Source organism: Enterococcus phoeniculicola ATCC BAA-412 (genome assembly GCF_000407505.1).
In the GTDB taxonomy this organism is placed as follows: domain Bacteria; phylum Bacillota; class Bacilli; order Lactobacillales; family Enterococcaceae; genus Enterococcus_K; species Enterococcus_K phoeniculicola.
The window spans coordinates 94,497-112,988 of the sequence record NZ_ASWE01000003.1 but is presented as its reverse complement, the minus strand read 5'-3'; the positions used below and the strand labels follow the sequence as shown (position 1 = coordinate 112,988).

Annotated in this window: 18 protein-coding genes; 10 read left to right on the top strand and 8 right to left on the bottom strand. The window is 36.4% G+C overall.

Annotated features, from left to right (window positions below):
* Positions 1-185: 185 nt before the first annotated feature.
* Positions 186-521 (bottom strand): hypothetical protein, encoded by a 336-nt coding sequence (locus tag I589_RS11265; RefSeq protein ID WP_034685196.1) that lies wholly within the window; start codon positions 519-521, stop codon positions 186-188.
* Between the two features lie 330 nt (positions 522-851).
* On the opposite strand from I589_RS11265, the gene I589_RS11260 reads away from it, so the two are divergent.
* The 7 genes from I589_RS11260 to I589_RS11230 all read left to right on the top strand — a co-directional run bounded on the left by I589_RS11260 (position 852) and on the right by I589_RS11230 (position 8,514).
* On the top strand, positions 852-2,048 hold the full coding sequence (locus tag I589_RS11260) for a multidrug effflux MFS transporter (RefSeq protein WP_010767887.1): 1,197 nt from the start codon (positions 852-854) through the stop codon (positions 2,046-2,048).
* A gap of 359 nt (positions 2,049-2,407) precedes the next feature.
* Positions 2,408-5,137 carry a sigma 54-interacting transcriptional regulator gene (locus I589_RS11255; RefSeq protein ID WP_010767886.1) on the top strand — a complete coding sequence of 910 codons (2,730 nt, stop codon included), beginning with the start codon at positions 2,408-2,410 and terminating at the stop codon, positions 5,135-5,137.
* Positions 5,138-5,201: 64 nt separating this feature from the next.
* A complete protein-coding gene (locus I589_RS17895; protein ID WP_010767885.1) occupies positions 5,202-5,630 on the top strand; it encodes a PTS sugar transporter subunit IIA in 429 nt (142 codons plus the stop codon).
* The gene (locus I589_RS11245; protein ID WP_010767884.1) at positions 5,620-6,090 is read left to right on the top strand and encodes a PTS sugar transporter subunit IIB; all 471 of its coding nucleotides are present in this window, start codon (positions 5,620-5,622) and stop codon (positions 6,088-6,090) included. The genes I589_RS17895 and I589_RS11245 overlap by 11 nt, the downstream gene beginning before the upstream one ends.
* 11 nt (positions 6,091-6,101) lie before the next feature.
* Positions 6,102-6,896 carry a PTS mannose/fructose/sorbose/N-acetylgalactosamine transporter subunit IIC gene (locus I589_RS11240; protein ID WP_010767883.1) on the top strand — a complete coding sequence of 265 codons (795 nt, stop codon included), beginning with the start codon at positions 6,102-6,104 and terminating at the stop codon, positions 6,894-6,896.
* Positions 6,893-7,726, top strand: a complete 834-nt coding sequence (locus I589_RS11235) for a PTS system mannose/fructose/sorbose family transporter subunit IID (protein ID WP_010767882.1) — start codon at positions 6,893-6,895, stop codon at positions 7,724-7,726. Before I589_RS11240 ends, I589_RS11235 begins: the two co-directional genes overlap by 4 nt.
* Complete coding sequence (locus I589_RS11230; RefSeq protein ID WP_010767881.1) at positions 7,726-8,514, top strand: inositol monophosphatase family protein; 789 nt, start codon at positions 7,726-7,728, stop codon at positions 8,512-8,514. Before I589_RS11235 ends, I589_RS11230 begins: the two co-directional genes overlap by 1 nt.
* A 551-nt stretch (positions 8,515-9,065) precedes the next feature.
* Here I589_RS11230 and I589_RS11225 read toward each other — a convergent pair.
* The 7 genes from I589_RS11225 to I589_RS11195 all read right to left on the bottom strand — a co-directional run bounded on the left by I589_RS11225 (position 9,066) and on the right by I589_RS11195 (position 15,311).
* Positions 9,066-10,466: a C69 family dipeptidase gene (locus tag I589_RS11225; RefSeq protein WP_010767880.1), complete on the bottom strand. Its 1,401-nt coding sequence runs from the start codon at positions 10,464-10,466 to the stop codon at positions 9,066-9,068.
* A 101-nt stretch (positions 10,467-10,567) separates the two neighbouring features.
* Complete coding sequence (locus I589_RS11220) at positions 10,568-11,020, bottom strand: GNAT family N-acetyltransferase (RefSeq protein WP_010767879.1); 453 nt, start codon at positions 11,018-11,020, stop codon at positions 10,568-10,570.
* A 167-nt stretch (positions 11,021-11,187) separates the two neighbouring features.
* Positions 11,188-11,952, bottom strand: a complete 765-nt coding sequence (locus I589_RS11215; RefSeq protein WP_010767878.1) for a tyrosine-protein phosphatase — start codon at positions 11,950-11,952, stop codon at positions 11,188-11,190.
* Positions 11,953-11,972: 20 nt separating this feature from the next.
* Entirely contained in the window at positions 11,973-12,674 is a 702-nt protein-coding gene (locus I589_RS11210) for a CpsD/CapB family tyrosine-protein kinase (protein WP_010767877.1), read from the bottom strand.
* 14 nt (positions 12,675-12,688) lie between these two features.
* The gene (locus I589_RS11205; protein ID WP_010767876.1) at positions 12,689-13,468 is read right to left on the bottom strand and encodes a YveK family protein; all 780 of its coding nucleotides are present in this window, start codon (positions 13,466-13,468) and stop codon (positions 12,689-12,691) included.
* Between the two features lie 17 nt (positions 13,469-13,485).
* On the bottom strand, positions 13,486-14,418 hold the full coding sequence (locus tag I589_RS11200) for an LCP family glycopolymer transferase (protein ID WP_010767875.1): 933 nt from the start codon (positions 14,416-14,418) through the stop codon (positions 13,486-13,488).
* A gap of 80 nt (positions 14,419-14,498) precedes the next feature.
* Positions 14,499-15,311 carry a hypothetical protein gene (locus tag I589_RS11195; RefSeq protein WP_010767874.1) on the bottom strand — a complete coding sequence of 271 codons (813 nt, stop codon included), beginning with the start codon at positions 15,309-15,311 and terminating at the stop codon, positions 14,499-14,501.
* Between the two features lie 625 nt (positions 15,312-15,936).
* On the opposite strand from I589_RS11195, the gene I589_RS11190 reads away from it, so the two are divergent.
* The 3 genes from I589_RS11190 to I589_RS11185 all read left to right on the top strand — a co-directional run bounded on the left by I589_RS11190 (position 15,937) and on the right by I589_RS11185 (position 18,453).
* Positions 15,937-16,440: a kinase gene (locus I589_RS11190; protein ID WP_010767873.1), complete on the top strand. Its 504-nt coding sequence runs from the start codon at positions 15,937-15,939 to the stop codon at positions 16,438-16,440.
* A gap of 342 nt (positions 16,441-16,782) precedes the next feature.
* Positions 16,783-16,899: a putative metal homeostasis protein gene (locus I589_RS18425; protein WP_162140353.1), complete on the top strand. Its 117-nt coding sequence runs from the start codon at positions 16,783-16,785 to the stop codon at positions 16,897-16,899.
* Positions 16,900-16,911: 12 nt separating this feature from the next.
* The gene (locus I589_RS11185; RefSeq protein WP_010767872.1) at positions 16,912-18,453 is read left to right on the top strand and encodes a metal ABC transporter solute-binding protein, Zn/Mn family; all 1,542 of its coding nucleotides are present in this window, start codon (positions 16,912-16,914) and stop codon (positions 18,451-18,453) included.
* Positions 18,454-18,492 lie beyond the last annotated feature (39 nt).

Genomic DNA, 18,492 nt, shown 5'->3' with positions numbered 1-18,492 from the left:
CTTAAGACCAGCACTCTCTAACTACCAGCACCTTTAGAAATTAGAATCCTTAGAAATAACGTAAAAGTACGTCACTGCATCCATTTTTGAAAAACAGACACAGTGACGTACGTATTTGATTTTGTCCATTCTAAACAGGTGTCAAAGCATACTCCTTTTTACTCTGACTCTCTGCTTTTTATTCTTTAACTTGGTGCTGACACCAGACTCCAATTCACTGTGGCATGATAGTTGCCTAGCGCCATAGAACTGTTGGGATTATAATAAAATCCATTGTCATTGGTTTGATCCAAAACAAATTCAGTAGCCTCTGTATCGCTTATATTCATAAACAAATCAATAGGTACTGTAGAAATATTCATCTTTTTCCCATTACTTTTATAGTAGAAGAAGTCTTCATTCGCAACAGCAAGTTTTCCACTTGGATTGTTATCATTCACAAAATTAGTATCAACTAGATTTGCCTTCAGTACCCAATTCTTATCATCCATTCGTTCATCTAAAACTGATATTTTCCACATGTTTCACTTCAAATGATGCACATAGCACCTGTTCTTAGAGCTGAACACTTCTGTACCGGCATCAATGCTCTACTGAAATAATCAAAATAACTACTACTCAAATAAAATTAACAAAGTGGTCCTATAAGCGAACTACTAGCTTTCCCCTTTCAAATCAAAAAAACAGTAAACTCATAGACACATCAACTGGCTATGAGCTACAATGTACTTTAACGCATAAAGAAAGGGGTGATTCCATGAACTTTTACCAATGGATAAAAATCATGATTCCACCATTTCCCTTCCAAAGGATGTTTTTTCCCAGACAACTAATAAATTAGGAGTTTTTATATGGAAAAAAGCATCAAAACAAATCAAAAAATAAATTTAGGCTTACTTATTTGTCTAGTAGGCTTTCCACAAATTAGCGAAACAATCTATACACCCTCATTGACTGAAATTGCCCAAAACTATGCGGTCAAGCTGAATGTTGCGCAAATGACTTTGAGTATTTACTTCATCGCATTTGCATTGGGCGTCTTCTTTTGGGGGATTGGCTCAGACTATTTTGGCAGAAGAAAAGCCATGAATTTTGGACTTGTTGTCTACATTCTAGGTTGCATTTTGTGCGTTTTGTCAAAAACTATTGCATTTCTGTTTATTGGTCGCTTTATACAGGCATTTGGTGCAAGCACCGGATCAGTAACTACTCAAACCATTTTGCGAGATAACTATGAAGGAAATGAACGTCATCAGTTGTTTGCTAAAATTTCAGCTGCACTAGCCTTTTCACCAGCGATTGGTCCTTTACTTGGCGGGTTTATCGGTGAACATTATGGGCTTCGAGTTGTTTTTCTATCTCTTGTCATTTTGGGAATGAGTTTGTTATTTTGGAGTCTAAAAGGGCTACCCGAAACAGGCACTCTTTCTTCAGAAAAAATGGCTGGAAAAAAAGTCCTAGCGGTGGGAAAAGCGATGCTCTTTGATCGTTATACACGTGCATTTGCGCTATTAATTGGTCTTTTCAACGGGCTTTTATTCAGTTATCACTCAGAGATACCAACTATTTTTATTGAAAGATTCCACTTCACTCAAAGTCAATATGGCTTTATGGGTGGGGTAGTCGCCTGTGCAACTATCGTCGGTGCCTGGCTGTCCAATCACGAATTAAAACGTCAAAAGCCAGAGGAAATTATTGAAAAAGGAATTAAACTTTCACTAGCTGGTATCCTTTTTATTGGATTGACTGGTCTCTTTCAACTAAGTTTATTTCTTCAAGTTTTACTGTATATTCTTGGTCTATTCATCTTTCTTGCTGGTGTAGGAATGGCTTTACCCAATTGTCTAAGCTTAGCCCTTGCCAACTTTTCAAATTTCACTGGAATTGCAGGTGCTTTCTTAAGTCTTGGTTATTATCTTATCGTAAGTCTGTGCACATTTTTAATTAGTCTCATGCATACTGGCTCGCTACTAATATTTCCAGCATTTGCTCTGGTGTTACTGCTTACTGCACTTTTAAGTATTCGAATTGCAAAAAAAAGCATGTAAGTCTCATCTAGTAAAACTTTTAGTGTCTGTGATTCTTATTGACCTAAAAAAATTCAATAATTAAGCAAAAATAAAGATAAGTAGAATGGGATTTTGAGTCCCAATGTCTACTTATCTTTATTATTTATCGAAAAAAACATTCGCTAAACTGAATTCTTCAACCCTATGTCTTCCTCATCCATCAACTATTATTCCCTAATTTTTCTTAATAACCATTGTAAATGTATTCTGTTCAATTTCGTTCGATTGAGTCACTACCTTCCCACACGGAAAGCATTTATTTAGAACAGTTTTTAAATTCTTCTTTTTTCAACCGCTTTCTTGGCTTATACTGGAAGAAATCTAAACGGAGGAAAATGATGTTGAAAAATAAAATTATTGCCTGTATCGAGCAACAAACTCAGCACTTCATCGATACTCAGGAAACTATTGGTCTAACTGCTCGTGAAATTTCCCTTGAATTATCTCAAAAGCGGAATACTGTCAGTAAATATTTAAATCAGCTTTTAGAACAAGGAAAACTCATCAAGATTACTTCACGTCCTGTTTTATTTCTTGCCAAGGACCTATTATTGGCTTGCGGCTACTCGATTGAACGAACTGTCTATGAATCTTTGACTCAACTAACGCAACAAAGTGAGCAAGTATTCAGCAAACTAATCGGATCTGAAGGAAGTCTTCGCACTGCCGTTCAACAAATTGAATCAGCCATCATGTATCCAGATAACGGGCTACCATTAATTTTGTTTGGCGCCTCTGGTTCAGGAAAATCATATATTGCCAGTTTGGCACATCAATATGCTATAAACCAACACTGCATTAAACAAGATGCACCACTGATTATTTTAAACTGTGCGCAGTATGCCAACAATCCCGAGCTACTCTCTTCCTTACTCTTTGGCTACACTAAAGGAGCATTTACAGGAGCAGAGGAGGAAAAATCAGGACTGTTAGCTGCTGCTGACGGGGGATTCCTATTTTTAGATGAAGTACATAGACTATCACCAGAGTCTCAAGAAAAACTATTTATTTTTATAGACAAAGGTGTCTATACGCCTCTTGGTGAAGTGAAAGAGACAAAAACAGCACACGTCCGATTAATCTTTGCTACTACGGAAAATAGAGAACAATTTTTATTGACTACCTTTATTCGTCGTATCCCGATTCAAATTGAATTACCTGAGTTAATTGATCGTCGGGAAAAAGAGCGCTTAGAATTGATTTATCATTTCTTTAAAGAAGAAGCAAGTATTCTAAACGCCACAATCTCTATTAGCAACCGCATGATTCATGTCCTCTTAAACTATACCTTTAAAGGAAATGTTGGAGAGTTAAAAAATATCATAAAATATTTGTGTGCCCTTCAATATCGTAAAAAGAAAAATAATAGCCAACTCGTTATTAATACTTCCATTCTTCCAGATGAAATGTACCCTTTGCCAGATAATCTTGATTTGCTTGGACCCGTAAAAAATATTATTATTTCAGATCAAACAAACATTCTTGAACTGCAAGGACTAGGTACTTCTAATGATTTATCAAAAATTGATAAGCTATTTGACGAGATTATTCTGCTCTACAAAGAATTAGATCATAATCTTTCAAAAAATGATTTTCTAAAAAAAGTTTTGTTAAAAGTTGACTTGATGATGGATAGTTTAGTTTTTAATCAACCAAATGAGAGCAATCGTTTATTACTTCAAATGATTAATCGCAAAGTAAAAACTATTATGGAATTTCTTGAGGATGAAGACCGTTTAAAGGTATTTTCAACGAGTGTCTTTTCTATCTCAAACTATGTGTTCTATCGCATGCAGCAAACCATCCTAAAAGAAGAGAGCCAAGACTCCAGCCTTCTAGGGTTAAAAAATTTTCTTATCAACAATTATTCCGATTCTTATGAAAATGCTCGAAACATGATTCTGTTATTAGAAAATAAGTTTGATATCTATCTTCATTCAAAAGATGAAATCCTTTTGACCTTTTACATTATCAGCTCCAACATTCTTCATCAACAATCAAATCAGATAAAAGCGTTGATTTTAGCTCATGGGTTTGCTACAGCTAGCAGTCTTGCAAATGTTGGAAATCGACTATTAAATCAACATATTTTTGATGCTTTTGACATGTCTTTAGACACTACTGCCCAAGAAATTGGCAGAAATGTTGATGACTATATTCGTGGAAATAAAATCTGTCAGGAATTTATTATTTTAGTTGATATGGGCTCTTTACAGGAAATTGAAAAGTTTATACACCCTAATAATCAAATTACTATTGGAATTATCAACAATGTGACTACCTCTTTTGTCTTACAAGTGGGACAAATGATTATTTCCAGAGAGTCTCCCGAAACGATTATTAACCATATTCAACAACACCATACTCTAGATGTAAAGCTCCATCTACCAGTGAAAAATCAACGAAAAGTTTTAATTACAACCTGTATGACAGGGATTGGTACTGCCAATCAAATAAAACATCTGCTGGAAGAAAGCCTTCATCCTGATTATGGGATAGAAGTTCTCGCTATGGACTATCATAGTCTAAAGCACAACAATATTGGTGAACAGCTGCAGCTAACAGAAATTATCGCCTTAATTGGCACGGACAATCCAAAAATTAATGACGTTCCTTACATTCCTTTAGAAAAATTAATTTCTGGAGAAGATGATGTCTTAACAGAGGCTTTAACGCCCCTTCTCACCATTGAAAAAATTGAAGAAGTGAATCGGAAAATCATTAAAAATTTCTCTTTAGAAAAGGTAATCGAATCAATTACCATTCTGGATAGTGAAACAGTCATTAATGAAATTGAAGAAATCATCTCTCAGCTGGAGATACTTTTCAACAGAAAAATTGAAAATAAAATTCAAATGACTCTTTATGTGCACATCGGCTGTCTGATCGAACGGTTAATCAGAAATCAACCGATCCTTGGCTACTCACAAACACAACTAGAAAAAATTCCTCCCTCTTTTTTCGAGGTAATGAAAAAAGTGCTTAGTGGGATAGAAAATAAATATAGTGTGACTATCCCCTCTTCAGAACTAGGTTATCTCTACGATATTCTTTATATGTATCACTAAAAGCAAGAAGTGTCCCAGATAACTGGCACACTTCTTGCTTTTAGTTTATTGAAGGAGGAATTTTATGAATGAACAAACGATAAAAGTGATTTTGGCCAGCCATGGTTCTTTTGCAACATCTGCTTTGGCAACTTTAGCCATGATTGCTGGTGAGCAGCCAGATTTAATTGCTCTGGAGCTAAATCCGGGTGATGGATTAGATGATTTTTATAAAAAATACGAAACAATCATCTTGGCAAATCCTGAGATTAATTACCTGATTTTGACTGATATTGCTGGTGGAACTCCCTCCAATGCCGCAACGCAATTATTATTGAAATATCAAAATTTGCAAGTCTTCTCGGGATTTAATCTACCTTTACTGTTGGATTTAGTGACTAATAAGTGGCAAAGGTTGGATGAAATTACGGATTATATTTCTACTAACTGGTCACTCTACTTAACAAATATCAACACAAAAATTAAGCAAAGGGATGAACAAAATGAGTATTGAATTAATCCGTATTGATGATCGTCTGATTCATGGACAAGTAGCAACAACTTGGTTAAAAGATTATGAAATTGAACAAGTCATCATTGCTGACGATGAGATTAACAGCAATGAAATGAAAAAAACAATGGCAATGGTTGCTGCACCAACTGGTGTTCGCGTACATATCTTTGCTGTAGATAAATTTATTCAAGTTCAAAAAGAGAATCCTATTAAGAGAAGAACATTACTACTATTCACTAACCCTGTAGATGTTAAGAAAGTACTGGATCAAGGAATTGATATTTCAGAAGTTTTTATTGGTGGGATGCGTGCGACAAGTGAGCGCCGCAGAATATCAAAAGCTGTAAATATTTCAGAAAAAGAAGAAACTATTTTTAAAGAATTAGATAAGCGTGGCGTTTCACTGATTGTCCAAACAGTCCCACGTGATGAGAGAAAAGAACTATCTGAGTTATTATAAGGAGGATGTATATGTTAGTTAAAGCAATTTTGTTAGGCCTTTGGGGCGGTTTTTGTATGTTTGATGGAAAAGCCTGGCACTTTGGCTTTCAAAAGCCCTTATTAGCAGGTGCCGGTGCTGCTATTATTTCAGGAGATATGACACAAGGAATTATTATTGCTGCTACCTTAGAATTAATGTGGTTGGGAACAAACAATGTAGGTGTATACACTCCGCCAGATATTATTGCAGGATCAATCATCGGGGTAGCAATGGGCGTTCTTTCTGGTGGCGGCGTAGCCACAGGAATTGCTGTCGCTATGCCTTCAGCTTTACTCGTACAACAATTGAACATAGTTGCTCAAACTGCCAACATTGGTTTAGCACATAGAGCAGATACGATTGCTGAAGAAGGAGATTTGTTCTCTAATAAAATCGGTCTTCTTCACTGGACTGGTGGCTTATTTATTGCACTAACAAGAATCGTACCTATTTTTCTAGTAGTTTTATTCGGTGTTCCAATGATTGACACCGTTCTATCCTTTATCCCTCAAAATGTTTTAGATGGACTAACTGTCGCATCTAAATTAGTTTCTGCAGTTGGTTTTGCTATGCTTTTAAGAATGCTGTTACAAAAAAAATCATGGGTCTTTTTATTAATTGGTTATGTCCTGTTCTCTTATTTAAACATGCCAACGCTTGGTATTGCTATGTTGGGTATTGTTATCGCTTATTTCTATGACTTACTGATTACTACAAAGGAAAAAGCAGAGGAAAAACCAACATTCGTAGTAACAAATGATGAGAAGGAGGAGTACGACTTATGATAGATAAAAATAAAACAACAGAAAACTTAATGACAAAAAAAGACCTTAACAAGCTATTCTGGCGAGCTCAAACCCTTGGTGTTTCTGGTAATGCAGAGCGTGGAGGAAACCTGGGGTACCTTTATTCCATGCTACCGTTTTTAAGAAAAAAATATCAAAATGGGACAAAAGAAGAACGAGCTGCCGCAATGACGCGTCACCTAGAATATATGGTTACTCATCATGTACCCCAATTTTTATTGCTGGGCTCTTCAATGGCTCTAGAAGAAAAAACCAGTGAGACAGAAAAAGATGTTGTGCGAAATATGAAGGTTAGTTTGATGGGGCCCATGGCAGGCTTAGGGGATAGCATATTAAGCTATACTTGGTTAGCTATTTGTGGGAGTATTGGCGCTAGTTTAGCCATGAAAGGGAGCTTAATTGGACCAATTGTCATGTTCTTAATGATCAATGCTGTCTGGATGCCCTTAAAATTTCTCGGAGTGACTATGGGCTATGAAAAAGGAGTCGAACTCTTAAGCTCCCCTAATAGTAAGGGGATGATTAGTCGTTTTTCAACAGCCGCAAACGCGATGGGAACCATTGTTGTAGCAGCGTTAGTTGTTAGTAATGTGAAAATGTCCCTCGGTTTAGAGTTTACGTTAGGCAAAGATAATGTTTTGAATATTCAAGAAATGCTGGATAGAATTTTACCGAATCTACTGCCTATGCTTTTGACTTTTGGCTGTTATAAATTCTTGAAAAAAACGAATGGACGTCATGTTGTTTCTCTTATTATTGGACTCTTAGTTTTAGGAACACTACTTTATATGGGAGGGATTTTAGCATAATGACCGTAGATTTTTATGAACTTCACTTTTTTACTGAATCTCTCATTAAAGCAGCTGGAACTATGATTCAAAGGAAGCTAACTGAAGATTTAACCATTCATACAAAAAAGCATGCGCATGATTTCGTAACCAATATTGACACTGAGGTCGAAGCATTTTTAGTGCAAGAGATAAAAAATAGATACCCTTCTCACCATATCATTAGTGAAGAAGGATTTGGCGATACTCTAAATGAGCTTACGGGAACAGTATGGGGAATTGATCCGATTGATGGAACCTCTAATCTCGTGTACAAACAGGCAGATTTTGCTATCTCTATCGGTATTTATCACGACGGAATTGGAGAATTAGCTTATATTTATGATGTCATGGAAGATATACTCTACTCTGCTAAAAGAGGAGAAGGTGTTTATCAAAATCAAACGAGACTCCCATCAAGAATAGATCGAAAATTAGAAGACAGCTTAATTTATGCTCGCTTCCATTATATTGATAAAAATCTCTATGGAATCAAAGAACTAATCAATCAATCGCGTGGATTAGGCTCTATGTCCTGTGCATCTCTAGGACTTGTTGCATTGGGGAAAGGAACCATTGACGGAATGCTTAACAAAGGCGGAATGAAGTTCTGGGATATTGCTGCTGGAAAAATTTTTGCAGAGGAAAATGGCGTAGTCTTTCAAGGAGTTGATGGAAGTCCGTACACGACAGGAGAAGAAAAAGATATTTTTTGTGCAGGACCAACGCTACTAGCAGAGGTACAAACCCATCTAAAATTGACTCTTTAAATAGTTAAGATAAAAAAGGTTAGGAAGAATTTGAACTTTTTGAAATAAGCAGGCATTCCCAAAACTGACAGTCAACACCAAAAAGTTTCTTTTGGTGTTGACTGATTCCGGGTACTCCTCAAATTTTCGGAACCAAGGACATCGCCACGTCGACTTTAATTTATTTGCGAAGCCTTCAACTCTAGCATGTCCCATGCGTAGAAGTTGTTGAGATCGTAACGCAGTGAAGATGAGTCCCCCCCACTCAACACGTAATGTAGATGCGTTGCTTCTCTTACCAACCTTCATTAAGAGTTTACGAGGGTGAGCTATAATTCGTTATGTCTCACCCTCAATCTTTTTTTATTTTAGATATAAAAAAACCTATCATTCTCTAGTATGATTAAATCACCACAAAATAAAAAACTGAGAGAACGTTAGGTTCAATAAATTATTTTATCAAAAAATTACTTGGATTATTAGAGAAAGGCTTAGTGGTGACAGAGCTTTTTATAAACAATTGGGAAGCTGTGTAACTTTATTTCCCAACTATTCCTATTATTTTTTTGCTCTTAGTCGTTCAAATTATAACGTAGCTTCATCCGTTCAGAGCCTGCAATTACCATATCTCCTAACAACTTGGTTTGACGTCTTAAAGAGTCTTCCGCTAAACGTTCATTTGCCTTTTCGAGAAATGCTTGCACATCTGTCTGCGCCTTCACTTCTTTATCAGTTTCCCGTTGAATAACACGATAGCTTGCAACAGCTTCTAACTCAAACGTATTTCGCATATCTACGTAAAAATCATAGTCCGTATCTCCAAGAAGAGCAGTTGTACAGCTCAACCAGTACATATTCGTTAAGTCAAAGGTTCCTGTCGCATCTTTATAGCAAGCTGGCGTATCTTTCACATTTGCATAGAATGGGACAACAGAATTAAAGGTATTAGCGCCATAAGCTAACCAGTGGATTCCTGCAATTTCGTCTGGAACATCATTTCTCACTTGCAAAATATGCACATTGTGATTTCTGTTAATCCCAATTGGACGGAACCATTCTTTTTCTTTTCCTTCTCCATATGGGTCATAATCCGTATTTTCAAAATGAGAGCTTAAAACAAATTTTACATCCTCAATAGAAATCTTTCGATTGGCACGACAAATAAATGGAAGTTCCTGACTCATGGGTTCTTGTACCACTTCTGGCGTGAAGTAGCTTTGTCCATACCACGTCCGCGGATTATTATAAACCGTATCTTTAATTGAAGAGCTCCCAAAAATATGACGTAAATTATATCCTTCAAAATCTGGATTTAGATGATTTTCTTCAATAAGGGCTTGTAAATCTTTTGAACATAATGTGTTTTTAGAATCAAAATCAAACATGTCAATATTCATTCGATTTGGGGCAACGACATAAGCGTCATCTGGAATACGCACAGCTGCCCAGTGATGGCCACCAATTGTTTCCAGCCACCAAACCTCCTCTTTGTCAGCAAATGCAATCCCGTTAGATTCGTACGTCCCATATTTTTCTAACAAAGCACCTAAACGCTCTACACCTTCTCTTGCACTTTTGATGTAAGGTAATACGAGGGTAACCATATCTTCTTCCCCGATTCCCCCTTCTTCATAAGGATCAACACCTAAAATACGTGAATTTATCGTAATTGTTTCAGTTGCTGACATAGAGACATTTTCACGATTAATTCCTGCAGCCGGCCAAATTCCGTTGGTCAAAATAGCATTTGGCATAGAAGTATAACCCATTGGATTTTCTGGCAAGTCGATTTTCACACCACTAATGACCGATTGATAGCTTTTCGGCTGTGCTTCTGGTTGAACGACGACAAACCGTTGAGGATCTAAAGCTTCATGTCCATCATCGTTTCTTGAAATTATGGTTGAACCGTCAATTGATGCATTTTTCCCAACTAATATCGTGGTACATGAACCTTTTACTCGTTTTTTCATTGATAACACACGCTCCTTTTCTGCTAGTTTAAGTATAACGCGAAAAAAAAGAAACACCAAACAGAAGGATGCTCCCCCTCTATTTGATGTTTTATCCCTGCTTAATTCACTGACTTCAACAAGACAATTTCTCCGTCGACTTTTTCTCCCGTCATTACAAAGCCCACTTGTTCATATAAGTTTTGAGCGATTGTATTTCCCTCTACAGCTGAAATGCGAAGTTCTGTTTCTTTATACTCTTTATCGAACCATTCCAGCGCTTTTTGCAATCCTTTTTTTCCGAACCCTTTATTTTGAAACCGAGAATCAATCATGAACCGTTCAATCCACCAAGAATCTTTCGGATAAGATTCATCTGCTGGATAATAGCTAAACATGAGAAAGCCAACCATTTCCTCTTCCTCATAGATACCAAATGCTTTTCTATCCTCTTCAAATTTAGCCTCCAACAAAGAATACCAATTAGGAGCGACAAAATTTTCCTGTGTTTTTTCTACGTGTAACTTCGCACACACTTTATAATTCTTCTGATTAATTTCTGTTAAGTGAATCATGGGATACCTCTTTTCTCTCATTATAGAAAAAGAGCAGATATAACCTAGTTATTATCCGCTCTTATAATGTCTTCTGATTAATACAAAAATTATCTTCTTTGTTGCTCAAAGTGGATCATTTTTGTATCAAATGCTTATTTTCCAAGATGAATGCCCTTTATCTTAAATCAAAATAAGCCAAATTTTTTCTTTTTAATTTCCACATAGTCTAAGTAGTGGGTTCTATCCCCATTTAAGAGATCTTTGGCTACTTGTTTCATTAAAGCGACCTTTTCCCATCCAAAATCTTTGCCGATTTGTTCATAGGCTTCCTTCATATAAAATGTTCGTTTATTCACTCCATGTGCATCAGAAGCAACCATCTGTACTAAATTATGTTCTACCATAATTTTGGCTGTCTTTTGAATTTCCTTACCAAATGTACCTATATAACTAGGTGCCGTAAGCTGAGCCAAACATCCCATCTCTAAAAATGGAATCAAATGATTGGGATCTTTTCGGAAATAGGCATTTCGCTCCGGATGAACAATGACAGGCGTTTTCCCTAATGCCTGTAACTCAAAGAAGATTTGCTCTGTGTAAGTCGGTACTTCCATTGTTGGAAATTCAATTAGGATGTAGGTATCATCTAAATCAGTAAACAAGATATTATCTTTTTTTAAATCCTCTAACAAGTCACCTGTAATCCGAACCTCTTGCCCTTCTAGGAGCGTGAGCGGTAGGTTTCGATTATCTAATTCATCTTGTAGAGAAGCAACAAGCGCAATTACCTCTGATTTAGGATTGTTATATTTTCCGTTATTGTGATGAGGAGTACATAGGATATGTGTAATGCCTTGGCTGATCGCTTTTTCTGCCATATCAATACTATCTTCTATCGACGACGCGCCGTCATCAATTCCTGGTAAAATGTGACAATGTAAATCAATCATTTTGCCTGTCTCCTTATCTACTAGTTTCCGTAATAATAATAACCTTGATCATTACTATGCTCAGCACCGTTATAGATAGCTCCCAAAATTCTAGCTTGAACCATATTCAATAATTCTTTTGCCTTCACAAGTGATTCTTTTCTTGAAACATTCTCGCGAATAACTAATAATGTCCCATCTGTTTTTGAAGCCATTATCTGAGCATCTGTCACTGTCACTACTGGAGGCATATCAAAGATAACAATATCATACATATTTTTTGCTTCTTCAATTACTTGCCCCATTCGCATAGAACCCAATAATTCTGAAGGATTTGGTGGCTTAGGCCCACTCGTTAAAATAGTTAGATTGTCAATCACGGTGCGCTGAGCTGCCTCCAGAACACTTGTAGCGGTACTCAATACTGTACTTAATCCTCTTGAATTATTTAAATTAAATGTTTTATACACTGTCGGCTTCCGCATATCTGCATCTACTAATAATACACGTTGACCTGCCTTCGCAAAAACAACTGCTAAATTAGCTGATGTCGTTGATTTCCCCTCTCCTGGTCCAGAAGATGTGATTACCATCGTCTTTATCGGATTATCCGCAGAAGAGGCAAACTGAATATTTGTTCGAATTGTCCGGTATTGTTCAGAAATAGGTGAAGAAGGATTTACTAAAGTAATCAAACTAACTGGGTGAGTAACAGGACCGTTATGTTCTTTTTTCTTTGCCATGACTATCAATCCTCCTAGACACGAGAGCGACTACGACGTGACTCTGTCGATGGATCGCTTTCTGTTTTTTTTACTACGGATACTGCAGATTTCTTTTGAATTGTTGCTTGTATCTCTTTTTGAGACATTTGAGGAACAGTCCCTAGAATGGTGAAGCCTAGCGTATCTGTCACAAATTTAACATCTTTAACCGTTCTGTCCATCAATTGTAGCAAGAATGCAAATCCTATCCCTACCATTAAACCTAATACTAATCCTATCGCAAGATTCAATTTGTTATTAGGTGAAACTGGTGATGGGCTTGCTACTGCTGTGGAGATAATTGAAATTTTATCAACACTCAACACGTCTTTCGCATTCTCTTGAAAAACGATTGCTGTTGTATTAGCAATTTGTTGTGAGGTCACTGCATTCGTACTTGTTGCTTGAATAGAAAACATTTGTGAATTTGGTGATTGAATGATTGAAATAGAACCTTTAATTTCTTTAGCTGTCATTTCTACATTATCATCTTTTGCTAAACGTTCCTCAACCTCATTCATTACTAGGTCTCCTACAATCATATCTTTATAAGTGTTTATCATCTGTAGGTTAGTGTTTACATCATTTACATTTGCCGTTTCCGTTTGAGGTAAAGTGACGATCAATTGCGCTTGTGAGCTATATTTGGGTGTAATTACAAAAAATGTGACTACGCCAGCGATAGCTAAACCGGCAAACATTGAAATAAATATTGACGCAATGTGTTTGCGTAGGACTTCAAAAATATCTTTTAAACTAATTGTCTCTTCCATCTTTTCTCCACTCTCTATTAATTCTCTATGTTCATTTGATTTTTCAGTTCATTTTGAACTCTAGTTAACTCCTCTTTGCTTACTCTTTGGTAAGAGACACCATCTTGCATGAAGCCCTCGCCTTTTAGCTGGTCTTGCTTAATTGTTCCAAATGCATCGCGATAATTTAAAGCTATGGTTTTCATTTCAGAGAAGCTCATGTCGGTTTTCATGTTGCTCTCAACAGCCCCTAAGATACTCTGGTATTTGCTTACTCCATCAATACTCATGGCTTTTTTCGCAATACCTTCTACAATTTTTCTTTGACGCTCTTGACGTCCATAATCTCCATTAGGATCTTCATAGCGCATCCGTGAATAGGCTAATGCTGCATCACCGTCCAACTTAATTTTCCCAATAACAAAATCATGGCCATCTTGCGAAAACGTCAAATCATTATTCACTTCAACCCCGCCAACAGCATCAACAAGCTGTTTCAAGCCTTTCATATTAATTGACACATAATGATCAATTGGAATATCTAGATATTTTTGAACCGTATCCATGGACATTGCTGCCCCACCAAAAGCATAGGCATGGTTAATTTTATCTTGTGTCCCGCGTCCAACAATGTCTACATATGTATCGCGCGCAATACTGACCACTGTAGTTTGCTGATCTTCTGGACTAATTGTTGCCACCATTATCGTATCTGAGCGCCCTTGTTCCACACGCCCTAAATCCCCTGTATCAATCCCCATTAATAGGATAGAAACAGATTCCTGCTTCGTTAAATCAACTGGGTTCTCACGATGATTATCAAGTTTTCCTGATCGATCAACGGTTTCGTAGGTTTTATCAAATGCACTAGAGAGATCATTGTAGAATTTCGCTCCTATACCAACAACTGTAATGATAAGTACCACGATCACTGTCAAAATAATCAAAAAAATCTTTTTTCCCTTTGACATAGCTTTCCTCCAATTAATTCAATCTATTTATGAAAGAATCGTTTTCTTTATTCTATCACCTATGAACTTTTTGTTGCCATTTAATAATAAATTGTTTCATCTGTACTGGTATTGTCGTAATAGTTAGCCCCATAGCCCATTTGTTGGGCTACTTTTTCTGCTAAAGCAGAAAATTTTTCTTTTTCTTTTTCATTTCTAATTTGACTAATACTGTCAACCGCAGCTAGATAGTCTTCATAGGTTACTGCGCTAGTAACCGTTCCATCTTTTAACATACGATCAAACGATGCTTTTAACTCACTAATTCGTTTGACTTGCGCATCTGCGTATCCCAGATACGTATCTACATTCTTCTTCCATGAACTATCATCAAATAAACTCAAGTTTTCACGAATTTTCCCAATGTCCGTCTCTTTTAACTCTTCTTTAATAATCACAGTATTTTCAGTTTTTTGCCAATCAGACACTCCATTAACAAAAAGTTTGCCTGCTGCTTCTTGGATCGATAGCTTTGCTCGAGCTTCTTTGACTAAACCTTCGATTGCTTTTTTCTTTTCCTGAATCTCTTTCGCTCCTTTTGGCAGAGCCTCTTCTTCAATCCCATATTCTTTAGCTGAAGCTTTAATTGAAGAGATTGTCGCAGAAACCTTTGTCAACGTCTCATCATTAACACTCTTTTTGAGGAATGTGTGATTTTTATCAGCAAACAAACCATTTACTTCATTTTCTACTTCAGGTATTCCTTCTTTTTCTCTTTTAATTGCTGTTTGCGCATACTCTACTCGTTGTCGATACTGACGTTGGTTATTCTCTCTAAATCCTAAAAAACAAACAGCAATTGCCCCTACACCTGCTGCGACAACGGTCAACGTCTTAAATAACGTTTTGCCCATGAACACACCCCTTAGTTATTGTTCGTCCCCTCAACATGTCTATATAAAAAAATAGAGACAGTTCTTATTAATTATAGAAGAAATCAACCTTTAAATAAAGAAAATTCGGCAACATTTTCGACAAGCCAACCTATAGAACACTTTTTTTGTTATTATACACACAAGAAAACCTTTTACATAATAGTTGTGTAAATATCTTTCGTTATTTAAAAAAAAGATTATTTTTCTACTTTTTTCTTTAAAAAAGGAAAGAACATCTGTTATGACAAGGGTTCTATCGATTATATATTCCTATTTTCTTTTGATATTTATGAAGAACGTTCCATTTCCTTAAATAAACAAAAAAAAAGAAAAACCACCCAGCTTACTATACGGTTCTTGCCCTCTGGATTTACTTTTTTTTTGACAAGCCTTGTTTCAAAATTGTCTTTTTTTCATAGAGACTGTCGTCAACCCTTAACTTACTTAAGCTAAACGGCCGCTAATATATCAGAAAAAAATAATAACTGTTCAAAAAAACGTATGTGGAAGTCACCTCGTCTGGCGAAAAAAATCTAACCGTGACTGAGATGTTCTTCGTGAGTTTTTCTTGTATAATTGTCTAGAAAAGGAAAGGAAAAAAGAGATGACTACTTTAATTATTCTGCGAGGAAACTCTGGTAGTGGGAAAACAACCGTCGCCAATGCACTCCAAAAAGAGTTAGGACCCCATTGTCTACTTCTTTCCCAAGATGTTATACGCCGAGAGATGCTTTATGTGAAAGACGGTCCTGAAACTCCAGCCATCTCCTTATTAACTACGCTGTTACGTTATGGGAAAAAACATTGTTCCTTTATTATTTTAGAAGGAATTTTACGTTCAGAGTGGTATGCTCCGCTCTTTGAAACAATCACACAAGAATTTCCTATCCTACTCGCTTACTATTATGACTTGCCCTTTCTTGAGACAGTCCAAAGACACCAGACAAAAAAAGAGGTCTCCTTCAACGAAGACGACATGAAGCAATGGTGGAAGGAACAAGATACTGCCTCTCAGTTAAATGAAACAATCTTAACTAAGCAAATGAGTGTAGATGAAGTTCTCAAAAAAATTCTTTTTGATATAACAAATTCAACTAAATCCCCTTAAGTTCTCATCTTCCAATTTCGTTTTTTAATAAAACAGGAATAAGTGTGCCCTATTTTTTTATCGCCGCCTATTCCTGTTTTTTATCCACTCAAAAACCTTTAATTTAGAGGGATTCCCATCTAATTCCCCAGGTAATTCTCTAGGATTTTATCCACTATCCCTCACTAAAAATAAGTACAAAAAATGATTGAACATTCATTTGAATGAATTTTCATGTTATTTTATCTTGACAGTCACATTTTTTGATGATAAAGTCCTTCTTGTAAATCGTAATGATTACGTTTTGTATCTCTGTTTCGTAAAACGGAGAGGGAAAGGCAGAAAAAGACAGGGGGATTTCGTTTGGAAAAAACGGATAGATCTAGTGCACACAGAAGACTGAACAGTCCAAATATAAAAACACGTAAACGTGCATTAAAAGTAATCAAAGCTTTAAAACAAGCAAAAATAAAACGCTAAAGGAGATAGAAAATGAGAAAAACACTTACAGTTGGTACGTTAGGTATTCTACTATTCCTTTTGCTTTCTGCATGCGGAATAAACGAAAAAAAAGAGGCTTCATCCGAAAAAGAGAAACTACAGTTTGTCACAACGTTTTATCCAATTTATGATTTCACCAAGAATATTGTCGGTGACCAAGCAGAGGTGAAGTTACTGATTCCATCAGGCACAGAACCACATGACTATGAACCTTCTGCAAAGGATATGGCCTCTATCATGGATGCAGATGCATTTATTTATCATAATGAAAATATGGAGATGTGGGTACCAAAAGCAAGCGAAGGCTGGAAAAAAGGACAGCCGGCGATCATCAAAGGAACACAGTCGATGATTTTGCTTCCTGGAAAAGAAGATGAACATAATCATGGTGAAGAGGATGAACATAGCAGAGAAGATCATCATCATGAATTAGATCCTCACACTTGGGTTTCGCCTAATATGGCTATAAAGGAAGTCACTTCACTTAAAAATCAATTGGTAGAATTATATCCAGAAAAAAAGGAAATTTTTGAAACAAATACTGAAAATTATTTAGTAAAATTAAAAAATTTGGATAAACGTTACTCAGATAGTTTGAGTCAGGCAAAACAAAAAAGCTTTGTGACTCAACATGCAGCATTTGGCTACTTAGCACTTGATTACGGGCTAACTCAAGTCCCTATTTCCGGTATTACACCAGATCAGGAACCAAATGCCGCAAGAATTGCGGAGTTAAAACACTATGTAGAGGATAACGGTATTCAATATATTTATTTTGAAAAAAATGCTACAGATAAAATTGCAAAAACATTGGCCGAAGAAGCAAAAGTACAGCTCGCTGTGCTAAATCCTTTGGAAAGCTTAACAAAAGATCAAATAGACAACGGAGAAAACTATCTTTCAGTAATGGAACAAAATTTACTGGCCCTTGAAAAAACAACGAAACAGGCTGGAAAAGAGATTCATCCAGAAACCTCTGATCCACATGACAATCAATCCGTTTCTAGCGGTTATTTTAAAGATGAACAAGTCACAGACCGTCCGCTTTCTGATTACGCTGGCAGCTGGCAGTCCGTCTATCCTTTATTAAAAAATGGAGATCTTGATGAAGTCTTTGACTATAAAGCAAAACAAACAAAAGAAAAAACGGCAACCGAGTATAAAGACTATTACGAAACAGGCTATAAAACAAACGTAGACGAGCTAGCTATTGGTGACCACCGCATCGATTTTATTGTAGATGGAAAACACCATTCTTTTGAATATACCTATAAAGGGTATGAAATCTTAACCTATAAAAAAGGAAATCGTGGTGTACGCTTTCTGTTTGAAACGGCAGATAAAGAAGCTGGTGACTACAAATATGTACAATTCAGTGACCATGGAATTTCGCCAAATAAAGCAGCACACTTTCATATTTACTATGGAGGAACTAGTCAAGAAGCACTTTTTGATCAGTTAGAAAACTGGCCAACATACTACCCATCAAAATTATCTTCACAGGAAGTTGCACAAGAGATGCTTGCTCATTAATCAAAAAAAGACAACTCCCCTGCCAGTTCGCGATTAATT